At 60.8% G+C, this 13,836-nt stretch carries 12 protein-coding genes; 5 read left to right on the plus strand and 7 right to left on the minus strand.

Features of this window, described 5'->3' with window-relative positions:
• Positions 1-64: 64 nt before the first annotated feature.
• Positions 65-2,329, minus strand: coding sequence for a bifunctional 23S rRNA (guanine(2069)-N(7))-methyltransferase RlmK/23S rRNA (guanine(2445)-N(2))-methyltransferase RlmL (gene rlmKL, locus LT42_RS06945; protein ID WP_037011024.1), 2,265 nt, complete (start codon positions 2,327-2,329; stop codon positions 65-67).
• Between the two features lie 565 nt (positions 2,330-2,894).
• Here rlmKL and rmf point away from each other — a divergent pair.
• Entirely contained in the window at positions 2,895-3,110 is a 216-nt protein-coding gene (gene rmf / locus LT42_RS25200; RefSeq protein WP_081955331.1) for a ribosome modulation factor, read from the plus strand.
• A gap of 131 nt (positions 3,111-3,241) precedes the next feature.
• On the opposite strand, the gene LT42_RS06950 is transcribed toward rmf, so the two are convergent.
• Positions 3,242-4,273, minus strand: coding sequence for a quinone-dependent dihydroorotate dehydrogenase (locus LT42_RS06950; protein WP_037011026.1), 1,032 nt, complete (start codon positions 4,271-4,273; stop codon positions 3,242-3,244).
• Positions 4,274-4,548: 275 nt separating this feature from the next.
• Here LT42_RS06950 and LT42_RS06960 point away from each other — a divergent pair, with 275 nt between their 5' ends.
• The 4 genes from LT42_RS06960 to LT42_RS06975 all read left to right on the plus strand — a co-directional run bounded on the left by LT42_RS06960 (position 4,549) and on the right by LT42_RS06975 (position 9,722).
• Positions 4,549-5,757 (plus strand): CmpA/NrtA family ABC transporter substrate-binding protein, encoded by a 1,209-nt coding sequence (locus tag LT42_RS06960; protein ID WP_037011029.1) that lies wholly within the window; start codon positions 4,549-4,551, stop codon positions 5,755-5,757.
• 12 nt (positions 5,758-5,769) lie between these two features.
• A complete protein-coding gene (locus LT42_RS06965) occupies positions 5,770-6,345 on the plus strand; it encodes an ANTAR domain-containing response regulator (protein ID WP_037011032.1) in 576 nt (191 codons plus the stop codon).
• A 461-nt stretch (positions 6,346-6,806) separates the two neighbouring features.
• Positions 6,807-8,018: a nitrate/nitrite transporter gene (locus LT42_RS06970; RefSeq protein WP_037011034.1), complete on the plus strand. Its 1,212-nt coding sequence runs from the start codon at positions 6,807-6,809 to the stop codon at positions 8,016-8,018.
• A 42-nt stretch (positions 8,019-8,060) separates the two neighbouring features.
• Positions 8,061-9,722: a bifunctional protein-serine/threonine kinase/phosphatase gene (locus tag LT42_RS06975; RefSeq protein WP_276209526.1), complete on the plus strand. Its 1,662-nt coding sequence runs from the start codon at positions 8,061-8,063 to the stop codon at positions 9,720-9,722.
• Between the two features lie 97 nt (positions 9,723-9,819).
• On the opposite strand, the gene LT42_RS06980 is transcribed toward LT42_RS06975, so the two are convergent.
• From LT42_RS06980 to LT42_RS07000, 5 genes are all read right to left on the minus strand, one after another.
• On the minus strand, positions 9,820-10,854 hold the full coding sequence (locus LT42_RS06980) for an OmpA family protein (RefSeq protein ID WP_037011036.1): 1,035 nt from the start codon (positions 10,852-10,854) through the stop codon (positions 9,820-9,822).
• A 107-nt stretch (positions 10,855-10,961) separates the two neighbouring features.
• Entirely contained in the window at positions 10,962-11,552 is a 591-nt protein-coding gene (gene sigX / locus LT42_RS06985) for an RNA polymerase sigma factor SigX (protein ID WP_037011038.1), read from the minus strand.
• 90 nt (positions 11,553-11,642) lie between these two features.
• Positions 11,643-12,467, minus strand: a complete 825-nt coding sequence (locus LT42_RS06990) for a mechanosensitive ion channel family protein (protein ID WP_037011040.1) — start codon at positions 12,465-12,467, stop codon at positions 11,643-11,645.
• Between the two features lie 2 nt (positions 12,468-12,469).
• Complete coding sequence (locus LT42_RS06995; RefSeq protein WP_037011042.1) at positions 12,470-12,733, minus strand: hypothetical protein; 264 nt, start codon at positions 12,731-12,733, stop codon at positions 12,470-12,472.
• Between the two features lie 87 nt (positions 12,734-12,820).
• Positions 12,821-13,816 carry a zinc transporter ZntB gene (locus LT42_RS07000; protein WP_037011043.1) on the minus strand — a complete coding sequence of 332 codons (996 nt, stop codon included), beginning with the start codon at positions 13,814-13,816 and terminating at the stop codon, positions 12,821-12,823.
• Positions 13,817-13,836 lie beyond the last annotated feature (20 nt).

Below are 13,836 nucleotides of genomic sequence, written 5' to 3' on the forward strand. Positions count from 1 at the left end.
ATGGCTCGCGGCTCCGGGCATGTTCTGCCCTACCCGCGCCCAGACGTCTGGAAAGAAGCTGCCATCAACGCGCAGTGATTTTCCAGGCCCGGTGGATTTTTCCGTTGCGGGCAAAGTCAGGGTCAACCGTCTGCTGAGTGATTTCTTCCACCGCGTACCGCTCCACCAGCGTCTCTTCGAGCTGGAACTTGCGGAAGTTGTTGGAGAAATACAGCACGCCGCCGGGCGCCAGGCGCGCCATGGCCAGGTCGATCAACTGCACCTGATCGCGCTGCACGTCAAACACCCCTTCCATGCGCTTGGAGTTCGAGAAGGTCGGCGGGTCGATGAAGATCAGGTCGTATTCATCACGACTGGCCTCAAGCCAGACCATCACATCGCTTTGCTCCAGACGGTTCTTGTCTGAGAAACCATTGAGCGAGAGGTTGCGACGGGCCCAGTCCAGGTAAGTCTTGGACAGGTCGACGCTGGTGGTGCTGCGCGCGCCGCCCTTGGCCGCGTGCACGCTGGCGGTCGCGGTGTAGCAATACAGGTTGAGAAAACGCTTGCCAGCCGCTTCGCGCTGAATGCGCATACGCATCGGCCGGTGATCGAGGAACAGCCCGGTGTCCAGGTAATCCGTAAGGTTGACCAGCAGCTTGACGCCGCCTTCGTTGACCTCGTTGAATTTGCCCTGGGCGCTCTGGCGCTCGTACTGTTTGGTGCCGCTCTGGCGCTCGCGGCGCTTGACCACCACCCGGCTCTTGTCGATGCCCAGTGCCTGCGGAATGGCTGCCAGTGCATCGAACATGCGGATGGACGCTTTCTCCGGGTCGATGGATTTCGGCGCCACGTATTCCTGGACGTGCACCCAGTCGTGGTACAGGTCGATGGCCATGGCGTACTCGGGCATGTCCGCATCGTAGACGCGGTAGCAATCGATGCCTTCGCGCTTGACCCATTTGCCCAGTGCCTTCACGTTCTTCTGCAGGCGATTGGCAAACATCTGCCCGCCTTCGCTCAGGCGCGGTTGCTCGATGACCGGCGCCGGTGCCGGCTTGATCGGGTTGCCGTTCTTGTTGTACTGACGCTCCTGCGGCGCGTCCGGGGTCTGGTCGTAAGCGGCCTGCTCACGCTCGGCCTGACGCTGCTCCGGTGTGCGGCGCTCGCCGGTCACAAACTGGTCCGGCAGGACTTTGATCAACAGCAGCTTGCACGGCAGCGCGCCGTTCCAGAACGCATATTGCTTGTGGCTGCGGATGCCCATGCGCTTGCCCAGGTCCGGGGCGCCGGTGAACACTGCGGCCTCCCAGTTCAGGCAGGCCTGACGCAGACGCTCGCCGAGGTTCTGATAGAGGTACAACAGGCTCGCCTCGTCGCCCAGACGTTCGCCGTAGGGAGGGTTGCAGATGACCAGGCCGGTCTGATTCTGATCGGGACGCGGCTCGAAGGTCGCCACTTCGCCCTGATAGATCTTGATCCATTCGCTCAGGCCGGCGCGTTCGACGTTATTGCGGCCGGGCTGAATCAACCGCGGATCGGCTTCGTAACCGCGAATCCACAACGGCGGTTTGGCCAGGCCGGCTTGCGCCCTTTCCAGCGCTTCATCATGCAGCTTGCGCCAGATCGCCGGCACGTGACCCAGCCACGCGGAGAAACCCCAGCGCTCGCGCTTAAGGTTGGGCGCGATATCGGCGGCAATCATCGCCGCCTCCACCAGAAATGTGCCGACGCCGCACATCGGGTCAGCCAGCGCGCCGCCTTCAGCAGCAATGCGTGGCCAGCCGGAGCGAATCAGAATGGCGGCGGCGAGGTTTTCCTTGAGCGGCGCAGCGCCTTGCTGCAGGCGGTAACCGCGCTGGTGCAGGCTGTGGCCGGACAGGTCCAGGGACAAAATCGCTTCGCCCCGGTCCAGGCGCAGGTGCACGCGCAGGTCGGGGTTGAGTTTATCGACCGAGGGGCGCAGTCCGTCGGCAGTGCGCAAGCGGTCGACGATGCCGTCTTTGACCTTCAAGGCGCCGAAATGCGTGTTGTCGATGCCCGAACCGTGCCCGCTGAACTCCACGGCCAGCGTGCCTTCCGGCTCCAGATGGTCGGCCCACTCGATGTCGTGCACGCCGTGATAAAGGTCTTCGGCGTCCTTCATCGGAAAGCGCTTGAGGACCAGCAGTACCCTGTTGGCCAGTCGCGACCACAGGCACAGCCGGTAAGCGGTCTCCATGTCGGCGGTGCCGCGAATGGCCGACGTGTGCTCGCGGGTTTCCTCCAGGCCAAGGGCCGTGGCCTCCTCGGCAAGCAAGCCTTCGAGGCCCTTCGGGCAGGTGAGGAAGAGTTCGTAACGGTCCGACATGAGTATTCCAGAGCCTTGGGCTATAGCGGCCGGACAACGCATTGTCCGACCCGATTCAAACAGACGCCTTTCAAGGAGGACGGCTGCGCGGCACACAGTTTGTGCCTGTCCTTCGCACCGATGCATTTCGGATACGACGGCCCGCCAACGTGTGAACGCGACGGTTTGGTATAAAAAAGACTATTCAGCACGACGGTGGCGGCAATAAAAAGTCACATCGGTGACCCTTCGTCGCTTTTCGGCTGGCCGCAAACGGCCATCAGTCGTAAGTGCGAAACTTTTGCACTCTCCCCCAGGAACCGCGGTTCAAGGGGCTTTCAAAAAAAAGCGCGGTTCAAAGGCTGCACGCCTTATGGCGCTTATGCCTGAGATATGACGTTCTTATGACTAAACGGTCATTCACAGGGCAACCTTCATTGGTTAGAAATCATCCAGGCCATCACCGCAACGGCGATGGCATCAAGCCCGCGACGCCGGCAGCGGGCCGTTAATGGCAGAGCATTCTGCCCGACCTCAACCCGAGGTCTCCAGGGACATTACAGTCAACAAACGAGGGCAACACCCTATGAGAAGACTTAAGCGTGATCCGTTGGAAAGAGCATTTTCGCGCGGATATCAATACGGCGTATCTGGTAAATCCCGTGAGCTTTGCCCATTTACTCTACCGTCAGTGCGTCAAGCCTGGATCAATGGCTGGCGAGAAGGACGCGGCGACAACTGGGACGGTATGACCGGCACTGCGGGCATTCACAGACTCAACGAACTTCACGCGGTCGGCTGACGCAACCTCACGTTACAGCCTGACCTAAAGCTTCTTCGACATTTTTGACTCGCTACACCGATAACACGCACGTCCCACCCGGGCGGCGGGCCAAGGCCCAAGAGGGGTTCCAGTGGGAACCCCTCTTTTCGTCACACCGCTTGACGGCTCATCGATGCGATGGCGTCCACCGATTCGCGAATCAGCGCCGGGCCCTTGTAAATAAAACCTGAATAGATCTGCACCAAGCTCGCTCCGGCCGCGATCTTCTCGGCGGCGTGCCTGCCTTCGGTGATGCCGCCGGCGGCGATGATCGGCATCCGCCCGCTCAACTCACCAGCCAGCACTTTGACGATATGCGTGCTCTGCTCGCGCACCGGAGCGCCCGAGAGCCCGCCAGTTTCGTCGCCGTGGGGCAACCCTTCGACGCCCTGACGGCTGAGGGTGGTGTTGGTTGCAATCACGGCATCCATTCCCGACTCCAGCAGCGCGCTGGCAACCAGCACGGTTTCCTCATCGGTCATGTCGGGGGCGATCTTGATCGCCAGCGGCACACGCTTGCCGTGAATGTGGGTCAGGGCTTCCTGGCGCGAACGCAAGGCCTGGAGCAACTGCTTGAGTGAATCGCCGAACTGCAGGCTGCGCAGCCCGGGCGTGTTCGGCGAACTGACGTTGACGGTGATGTAGCTGGCGTGGTCGTAGACCTTGTCCAGACAGATAAGGTAGTCATCGACTGCCCGCTCGACCGGCGTGTCGGCATTCTTCCCGATGTTGATGCCCAGCACGCCGTTGTACTGCGCGGCCTGCACACGGCTGACCAGATTGTCGACGCCCAGATTGTTGAAGCCCATGCGGTTGATGATGGCCTCGGCGTGGGGCAGGCGGAAAATGCGCGGCTTCGGATTGCCCGGTTGCGGGCGCGGCGTGACGGTGCCGATTTCGACGAAACCGAAGCCCAGCTGGGCAAAACCGTCGATGGCCGCGCCGTTCTTGTCCAGCCCCGCCGCCAGCCCGACCGGGTTGGGGAAGCGCAGGCCCATGACGGTCACCGGCAGCTGCATCGGTGCCTTGTTGAACAGGCCATTAAGGCCCAGGCGCCCACCGGCTCCAATCAGATCGATGGACAGATCGTGGGACGCTTCCGGGGAAAGTTTGAACAGTAACTGGCGGGCCAGATTATACATGGGCGGTCGCGGCTCGATTGCGGCTGGGATCAGCGGCGGATTATAAACGCCGGTACGGGCCAAGCGCGAGGCATGTCGAGAACTTTGCTGAAGCCCACCTCCGCCACTGGCATATGGCTTGCTTGATGCCCTTCAACGACTCGATCCAATGGCGGAGCGAGACACAGGACAACGACGTCGCTGTCGCCCCGGATCAACCGGGGCGGGGCGGCGTTTTTTTGGACGTTCGGCAGCGCTCTCTTGCACATGCCGACCTCCAGGCGGGCTCGTAAACAATGAATGACACGATTAACCCTTCGCAGGTCTGGATCAACGGCAGCGACGCCCCCGAACTGGCCAGCGTCGACCTCGGCTTCATGGCCCTCACCGACAGCGCCTCGCTGGTCGTCGCCGCCACCCAGGGCTTTGCCCAGCCGTACGGGCTGCACATCAACCTGCACCGGCAGACGTCGTGGGCAAATCTGCGCGACAAGTTGGTCAGCGGCGAGCTGCACGCTGCCCACAGCCTCTACGGCCTGGTCTACGCCGTTCAATTGGGTCTGGCCGGCCCCGCAACAGACATGGCCGTCCTCATGGGCCTGAATCAGAACGGTCAGAGCATCAACCTGTCGCGCTCGCTGCAGGACGCCGGCGTGACCACTCCTGAGGCACTTGATCGGCATACGCACCAAAGCGACTCAAAACTGACGTTCGCGCAAACATTCCCCACCGGCAATCACGCGCTGTGGCTTTATTACTGGCTCGCGAGCCAGGGCATTCACCCGCTGCGCGACGTCAACAGCGTGGTCGTGCCGCCGCCGCAAATGGTCGAGCATCTGCAGGCCGGGCGCATCGATGGCTTTTGCGTCGGTGAGCCGTGGGGCGCCAGCGCGGTGCAACAGAAGCTGGGCTTCACACTGGCGACGTCTCAGGCCATCTGGCCGGACCACCCGGAAAAGGTCCTGGCGTGCAGTCTCGAATTTGTCCGCCAGTATCCAAACACCGCGCGGGCACTGGTGATGGCGGTACTGCAAGCCAGCCGCTTCATTGAGGCAAATCCGGATAACCGGCGCAGCACCGCGCAATTGCTCAGCGCCGCCGACTACGTCAATGCGCCGGTTGGCGCGATCGAATCCAGGTTGCTCGGCGAGTACGACGACGGGCTCGGCAACCAGTGGTCCGATCACCATGCCATCCGCTTCCATCGCAACGGCGAGGTCAACATGCCGTGGCTGTCGGACGGCATGTGGTTCATGACCCAGTTTCGCCGCTGGGGCTTGCTGCGCCAGGACCCGGATTATCTCGGCGTGGCTCGCAGCGTCCAGCAGTTGGGGTTGTACCGTCAGGCCGCCGAAGCGCTGGACATCGCCGTCCCCGCATCGCCAATGCGCAGCAGTCAGTTGATCGACGGAAAGGTCTGGGATGGCAGCGACCCCGCCCGGTACGCGCGCAGTTTCAAACTGCATGCCCTCGCCGATGCCGCCCTCGTTAGCACTGATCACTGAGGAGACGCCGACATGCTGCGAATCCTGCTGATCAACGACACCCCTAAAAAAGTCGGTCGCCTCAAGGCTGCGCTGACCGAAGCCGGTTTCGAGGTGATCGACGAATCCGGCCTCATCATCGATCTGCCGGCGCGCGTCCAGGCCGTGCGCCCCGACGTGATTCTCATCGACACCGAATCCCCTGGCCGGGACGTTCTGGAACAAGTGGTGCTGGTGACCCGCGACCTGCCGCGCCCGATCGTGATGTTTACTGACGAGCACGATCCCGGCGTGATGCGCCAGGCGATCAAGTCGGGGGTCAGTGCCTACATCGTTGAGGGCATCCACGCTCAGCGTCTGCAGCCGATTCTCGATGTGGCGATGGCGCGCTTCGAAAGCGACCAGGACCTGCGTGCGCAACTGCACGCCCGTGACCAGCAACTGGCCGAACGCAAACGCATCGAGACCGCCAAGGGCCTGCTGATGAAGATGAAGCAGTGCAACGAGGAGGAGGCCTACACGCTGATGCGACGCCAGGCCATGAGCCGGCAGCAGAAGCTGATTCAGGTGGCCGAACAGATCATTGCCATGAGCGAGCTGTTGGGTTGATGGCCTGGAGACTGCCGCAATGTCCGGGAGCAAGCTTAATGAAGCTTCAGCAAGCCAGCGAAGGCTGCCGGTAATCACCTGACTACACGCAGCTCACCCTGGAGCCGGCTTGCTGGCGAACCTTCCTGTCAGCCGACATCTACACCGCTGACCCACCGCATTCGTCCGAACGCGGCCCGCGGTAAGCCGGGTCCTACAAAATGAACCCCGTGCAGCCGGGGTGATTCTGGCGTGCGTTTTGCTAGTTAGACCTCACAGGTAGCCAACGGCGGTTGCCCACTCACGACACAGACGTCGCACCCCTTCGCGAATCCGCGCAGGGCTGCGGCGTTTTTTCGTTTTAGCCCCGAGCACATCGGGGCGGGTGGAGTGCCGCTCTGGTGCTTCGCCTGCATGACCTGACCCGAAGCGGTGCGAGCGATGCCGGCACCGATCACGATTTCCTGCAGATGAGGTGTTAGATGAATACAAGTTTCTGGAAAGCCGGCCACAAACCGACCCTGTTCGCCGCGTTCCTGTACTTCGACCTGAGCTTCATGGTCTGGTATCTGCTCGGCCCGCTGGCGGTGCAGATCGCCGCCGATTTGCACCTCACCACCCAGCAACGCGGCCTGATGGTCGCTACGCCCATCCTGGCAGGCGCCGTGTTGCGCTTCATCATGGGCATGCTTGCCGATCAGCTCTCACCGAAAATCGCCGGCATCATCGGCCAGGTGATCGTTATCGCCGCCCTGCTGGGTGCCTGGCAGCTGGGGATCCACAGCTACGAACAGGCGCTGCTGTTAGGCGTGTTTCTGGGCATGGCCGGCGCCTCGTTCGCCGTCGCACTCCCGCTGGCCTCGCAGTGGTACCCGCCGCAGCATCAGGGCAAGGCGTTGGGCATCGCCGGCGCCGGTAACTCCGGGACCGTGTTCGCCGCCCTGATCGCGCCGGTCCTGGCCGCCAGCTTTGGCTGGAACAACGTGTTCGGGTTTGCTGTGGCGCCGTTGCTGCTGACCCTGATTGCGTTCTCGTTGATGGCGAAAAACGCGCCCGAACGTCCCAAAGCCAAGTCCATGGCCGACTACTTCAAGGCACTGGGCGACCGCGACAGCTGGTGGTTCATGTTCTTCTATAGCGTGACCTTTGGCGGCTTCATCGGTCTGGCCAGCGCCCTGCCCGGCTACTTCAACGACCAATACGGCCTGAGCCCGGTGACCGCCGGCTACTACACCGCCGCCTGCGTGTTTGGCGGCAGCATGATGCGCCCGTTGGGCGGCGCGCTGGCCGATCGCTTCGGCGGTATCAGAACCCTCTCCGGGATGTACGCAGTGGCGGCAATCTGCATTGCAGCAGTCGGCTTCAACCTGCCCAGTTCGTGGGCGGCCCTGGCATTGTTCGTCGCTGCCATGTTGGGTCTCGGGGCCGGCAATGGTGCGGTGTTCCAACTGGTGCCACAACGCTTTCGCAAAGAGATCGGCGTGATGACCGGGCTCATCGGCATGGCCGGCGGCATCGGCGGCTTCCTGCTTGCCGCAGGACTGGGGGCCATCAAACAGAACACCGGCGAATACCAATTGGGCCTTTGGCTGTTTGCGCTGCTGGGCGTGCTGGCGTGGTTCGGGCTGATGAACGTCAAGCGTCGCTGGAGAACCACCTGGGGCTCGGCGGCGGTGACCGCCGCCCGCGTCTAGAGCGTGAGTCTCAATCAGCCCAACGTCCGGGTCGCCAATACCGTGAGCGGCCTGCAACTGCGCGTCGCCGAACACAGCGCGACCGGGCCGCGCGCCGAAAATCAGGACGCCATGCGCGTGGTGACACCCGCCCCGGCCCTCGCCGCCAGCAAGGGCTACTTGTTCGCGCTTGCCGACGGTGTCAGCCAATGCGCCGACGGCGGCCTGGCCGCTCGCGCCACCTTGCAGGCGCTGGCGATGGATTACTACGCGACGCCGGAAACCTGGAGCGTCGCAGTGGCGATGGATCGCCTGCTTCTTGCGCAGAACCGCTGGCTGCTCGCCAACGGCTTACTGACCACGCTGAGCGCGCTGGTCCTGCGCGGCCGTCGCTTCACCCTCGCCCATGTCGGCGACTGCCGCGTGTACCGATGGCAGCCGGGCCAGCTTCAGCGAATCAGCCAGGACCATGTCTGGGAGCAGCCCGACATGCAACACGTGCTCAAACGCGCACTCGGCCTGGACCAGTACGTGGTCATGGACTACCTGGACGGTGAACTCCACGCAGGCGAGCGACTGCTGCTGGTCAGCGATGGCGTGTGGGCGACATTGGGTGACGCGAAGATAGGTGCGATCCTGGGCGAACAAGCCGACCTGGATTCGGCGGTGCGCACATTAGTCAACGCGGCACATCTGTGCGGGAGCACCGACAATGCCAGCGCTGTGCTGATTGAGGTCGATCAGCTGGGCTCCGACAGCCTGGGCGAAACATTGATGCAACTGCAACAGTGGCCCGTCCCGCCGAAGCTCAAGGCAGGCCAGACATTTGAGGGCTGGCACGTTGAGGGACGTATTGGCGACTCGCGGCAATCGCTGCTCTATCGCGTCCGTGACAGTCAGCAGCAGCCATGGTTGTTGAAGACGATTGCACCTGCGCGGGTTGATGAAGCGGGCGCAGGCCAAGCCTTGTTGCTCGAAGAGTGGTTTCTGAGGCGCGTCGCAGGCGTCAGCTTCCCGCAGGTGCATGCCTGCACCCAGCGCCAGCACTTGTATTACGTGATGCGTGAGCATGCGGGCCGAACCCTTGCCGAACTCTTCGTGAGTGACGGACCGATGCCGCTGCCTCAATGGCTTGGACTGGCGCAGAACCTCATCGGCGCCGTGGCGCTGTTGCACCGCCGCAATATCATTCACCGCGACATCAAACCGGAGAACCTGCTCCTCGATGCATCAGGCGCACTCCGCGTGCTGGACTTCGGGTTGGCCTACTGTCCCGGACTGTCTGTCGTTGAGGACGGTGATGTGCCTGGCACACCCAGCTTCATGCCGCCCGAGGCCTTCGACGGCGCAAAGCCCTGCCCCGCGTTCGATCTGTATGCGGTCAGCGTGACGCTGTACTTTCTGCTGACCGGCCACTACCCCTACGGCGAAATCGAACCCTTCCAGCACCACCGCTATGGTCATCCACAACCCGCTGGCCGTTACCGCCCGGATGTCCCGGAGTGGCTGGAACATCATCTACAGCGCGCATTGCTTGCTGACCCACTCAAGCGCTTCGAGACGGCCGAGCATTGGTTGATAGCGTTTCGACAAGGCGAACTCCAGCTACATGACCGGCGCACGCTGCCGTTGCTTGAACGAGAGCCGTTGAAGGTCTGGCGCACAATCGCCTTGCTCTCGCTAGTAATCAATCTGCTGATGCTGGCCTGGATGCTCAATCCTTGAGCCACGGCAGATCCCTACCCGACGGTTCACTGCGGATGCTAAATCGCAGGCAAAGAAAAACCCGGCCTAAGCCGGGTTTTTCGTGAAGCGAGGCTAATTACTTAGCTTGGGCTTCTACTTGTGCTTCTACGCGGCGGTTAACAGCACGGCCAGCGTCAGTTGCGTTGTCAGCAACTGGGCGAGTTTCGCCGTAGCCAACCGAGTTCACGCGGTTAGCGCCAACACCGTACTGGTTAACCAGAACTTGCTTAACGGCGTTTGCACGACGCTCGGACAGCTTCTGGTTGTAAGCGTCAGGACCGACGGAGTCAGTGTGACCTTCAACAGTGGTGGTGGTCTGTGGGTACTGCTTCATGAAGTCAGCCAGGTTCTTGATGTCGCCGTAGCTGTTTGGCTTCACAACCGACTTGTTGAAGTCGAATTTAACGTCCAGCTCTACACGAACGACTTCAGCAACAGCTGGGCAGCCGTTAGCGTCAACAGTCACGTTTGCAGGGGTGTCCGGGCACTTGTCAACGTTGTCGCAGACGCCGTCGTTGTCGCTGTCGGAGCACACTTCAGCTACTGGAGCTGGTGCTGCTTCAACTTTCTTCGAACCGCCGCCGAAGTTCACACCGATACCGACGCTAGGAGCCCACTCGGTGTCGCCCTGATCGATGTTGTACTGAGCTTCAACGCCAGCACGGGCATAGAAGTTGTCAGTGAAGTACAGCTTGGCACCGCCGCCGATGTTGGCGAAGGTGGAACGGTTACGACCGTTGCTGCCGTTCTGATCGATGCTCTGATCGGAGAAACCAGCCGAAACGTATGGACGCAGCATGTCGCCCGGGTTGTTGAAGTGGTACAGAGCGTCCAGAGCGGTGTTCGCGCCCTTGATGTTCTGGCCATTGTCGCTACGGACGTTGTGCACTTCGTCATAGCCCAGACGCAATTCAACGTCGTCGGTCAGGAAGTAGCCAACAGAACCGCCGAACAGGTTGCCGTCGTTTTTGAAGTTACGAGCGCTGTCGAACTGTTCTTTCTTGGCGAAGCCTTCGATTTCGACTGCGCCTTGGCCTTGTGCCAGAGCGCCGAACGAAGTTGCGGCAACAATAGTACCAATGGCCAAGCCCAAGGTGTTTTTCAGTTTCATCCGTTAAATCCCCATCTGGTGATTGTAAAGCAGTCCCCCTAAGCGAGAGACAACTCGTCGGCAAGTCTATCAGAACTTGCCTGCTCGTTAGAGATATTTGCGCCGAGTTAAGTTTCGGTAACGCCTGCAAATTTCTCACGTAATTTATCAAGTGCCCGTTTGTAGCGCATTTTCGTGGCACTCAGGCCCATGTGCATGATGTCTGCGATCTCCTGAAACTCCAGCTCTGCGACAAATCGTAGCACCAGAATCTCTCTGTCGATCGGGTTCACATACACAAGCCAGCGATCAAGCCCGCCCTTTTCTTCTGGTTTCGGCGCCTTTTCTTCCGACGCTTCCTCGAGGGGGTCAAGACTCAAAGCGTCCAGCAACCGACGCTTTCGCCGCTCCTTCCTGTACTGCGTGATGCATTCGTTGTACGTAATGCTGTAGAGCCAGGTTTTGAACTTCGATTTACCCTCGAAGTTCTTCAAGCCATACAACACCTTAAGCATCACTTCCTGACAGACATCGTCAGCATCGCGATCGTTCCCCAGATAGCGTGCGCACACGTTAAAAAGTGTCCGCTGGTAACGACGCATCAGCTCTTCATACGCACGCGTGACATGGAACAGCTCGTCGTGCGAGCGCGCCACCAGCTCCTCGTCGGAGAGCTCGCGTGGGTCATAGCGCAGAGAGGGCGATTGAGCGTTATTCAAAACAAGTCGTGCCGACGGTCAGGGAGATGTCCACCGCACCCGGAACTCGCCCGGATTTTTGCGGCGGCATACATTAGCAGGTTCGCCGACTCAACGGCTGCTCACTCGCTGCTCAAGGAGGATCCGGTTGGACAAAGACACCAACTCGCCTTCCTCGGTCAGCAGGGTGGTTTTCACCGTGCCAATTTCCTCGATCTGCCCTTCGACCTCTCCAACACGCACTTGTTGCCCTACCTGGTACAACTCCCGTACATAAATTCCCGCCAGGATCTGGCTCGCGATTTCGCGGCTTCCCAGACCCATGGCCAACGCAACGGCCAGACCAACGGTAATCAATCCGATGACGATGACGTGGTTCAGCAGGTCCGTTTTGACCTCAAGCTGACTGATCGCCACCGAAATACTGATGATGATCACCAGCCACTGAGCGATCCTGCCGAGGCCGGCCGAGTAATCCAGCCCTACCCCTTCGGCCGCGCCACGCACGATGCCGTTAACCAGTTGCGCGAGCAATACGCCCACCAGCAACACCAGCGCAGCGCCGAATACCTTCGGCAGATACAGCGCAAGCATGTCCAGCGTCGCGGATACCCGCTCCAGCCCCAGCGATTCTGCCGCCGACACCAGAAAAATCAAGAGCACGAACCAATAAACGATCTTGCCGATCAAGGTGGAAATCGGGACCTGAATGCCTGCGCGGCTGATCAGCTTGGTCAGCCCCGTACCGCCCATCAGCCGATCAAGACCGAGTTTTGCCAACAGCTTGGAAAGCAGGGTGTCGAGCAGCTTCGCCACCACGAAACCCAAAAGCACGACCACCAGAGCCCCGAACAGATTCGGGATGAAGTTTGCCACTTTGGTCCACAACGCAGTCATTGCAGTGACCAGACTCTGCGTCCAGAGATCCAATTCCATATTCAATCAGCCTTGTCTTGTGCGCCGGTAAACGTGGTGCCGGCGCGTGTCGCCTTGCGACGGGAAACAGGTGAAACGTGAGCGGAGCCGTTGTTTACGGCAATCATCAACGCTTGCGTGCAACGACCCAGAAGACTGAACAGATCACCGGCGCCCACCTGACGGTTAGCGGTCTTCAATACCCGGCCCAGAACGGCATCGTCGTCGCGGCTGCTGGACGACGAATTGAGCATGTCTCGCAGTGATTCTTCAAACGGGTCGTGCATCGGGCACCTCACGCTATGTCACTGAAAGACGCAGGCAGATGTGCAGGAGTCACACAACACATCCAGACGGCTGTGACTTTTTTACCGTTATACCCAACGCAGGCGCTTGAACAACCACATCTGGCCTATCGCAACCACCAGCATCAAAAGGCACGCGAAGAGAAAACCGTATGGGTTTTCCGAGCCGGGAATGCCTCCCACGTTGATGCCCAGCAAGCCTGTCAGAAAGCTCATCGGCAGAAAAATTCCAGTGATGATGCCAAACCGGTACATGGTCCTGTTCATGCGCTCGCTGAGGCGGCGGTCTTCGGCCTCAAGCACCAGCCCCACTCGCTCTCGGGTCAATTCCAGCTCTTCCAGATACCGGGTGAGACTGTTGTTCAATTCGTTCCAGTAGTCCGCATCGTCCTCCACGAACCACGGCATCTTGCTGCGCGTCAGTTGCGCGTAGATCTCACGCTGCGGCGCAAGAAAACGCCGCAGCCCTGCCGCGCGCCTGCGGATGTGCACCATGTTGCCGTGCTCGGGCATATACCGCTCGTCGGCATCTATGCGTTCTTCCATGTCATCGACCAATTCGGTCAGCTCGCTGACGACGGCCTGCACCTTGTCGGTGAGAAACTGGGCCAGATAAAGCAGCAGCTCTGATGCGGTTTTGGGCCCCTTGCCTTCGTTGAGCGAGGCGATCAACTCGTCAGTCGCCCGCAGGGAGCGCAGGCGCAATGAGATCACTCGCTGAGCCGCCGCGAAAATCCGCACCGAGACCATGTCCTCCGGCTCCGCCCCCGGGTTCAGGTTGACGCCACGCAGGAACAGCAACAACTCGTTCTCGGGCAGCGCCAGCAAGCGCGGCCGGGTGTTCTCTTCCAGCATCAGGTCACAGACGAACTGGCTTAGCCCGCTCGCACTGCGCAACCACGTCTGGGTCTGCGGATGACTGCGATCCCAGTGAAGCCACACGCTTTCGTGGGGCTCCAGTTGCAAACCATCCAGTTCGGTTCGAGGAATCGAACGCGCTCCGCCCTTACCGTCCAGCACGAGGGCATGAACCAGCCCCCACTGCGCGTTTGATTCGTCGAACATTCGTATCCTTGCTGACTGCG

This window comes from Pseudomonas lutea (assembly GCF_000759445.1).
In the GTDB taxonomy this organism is placed as follows: domain Bacteria; phylum Pseudomonadota; class Gammaproteobacteria; order Pseudomonadales; family Pseudomonadaceae; genus Aquipseudomonas; species Aquipseudomonas lutea.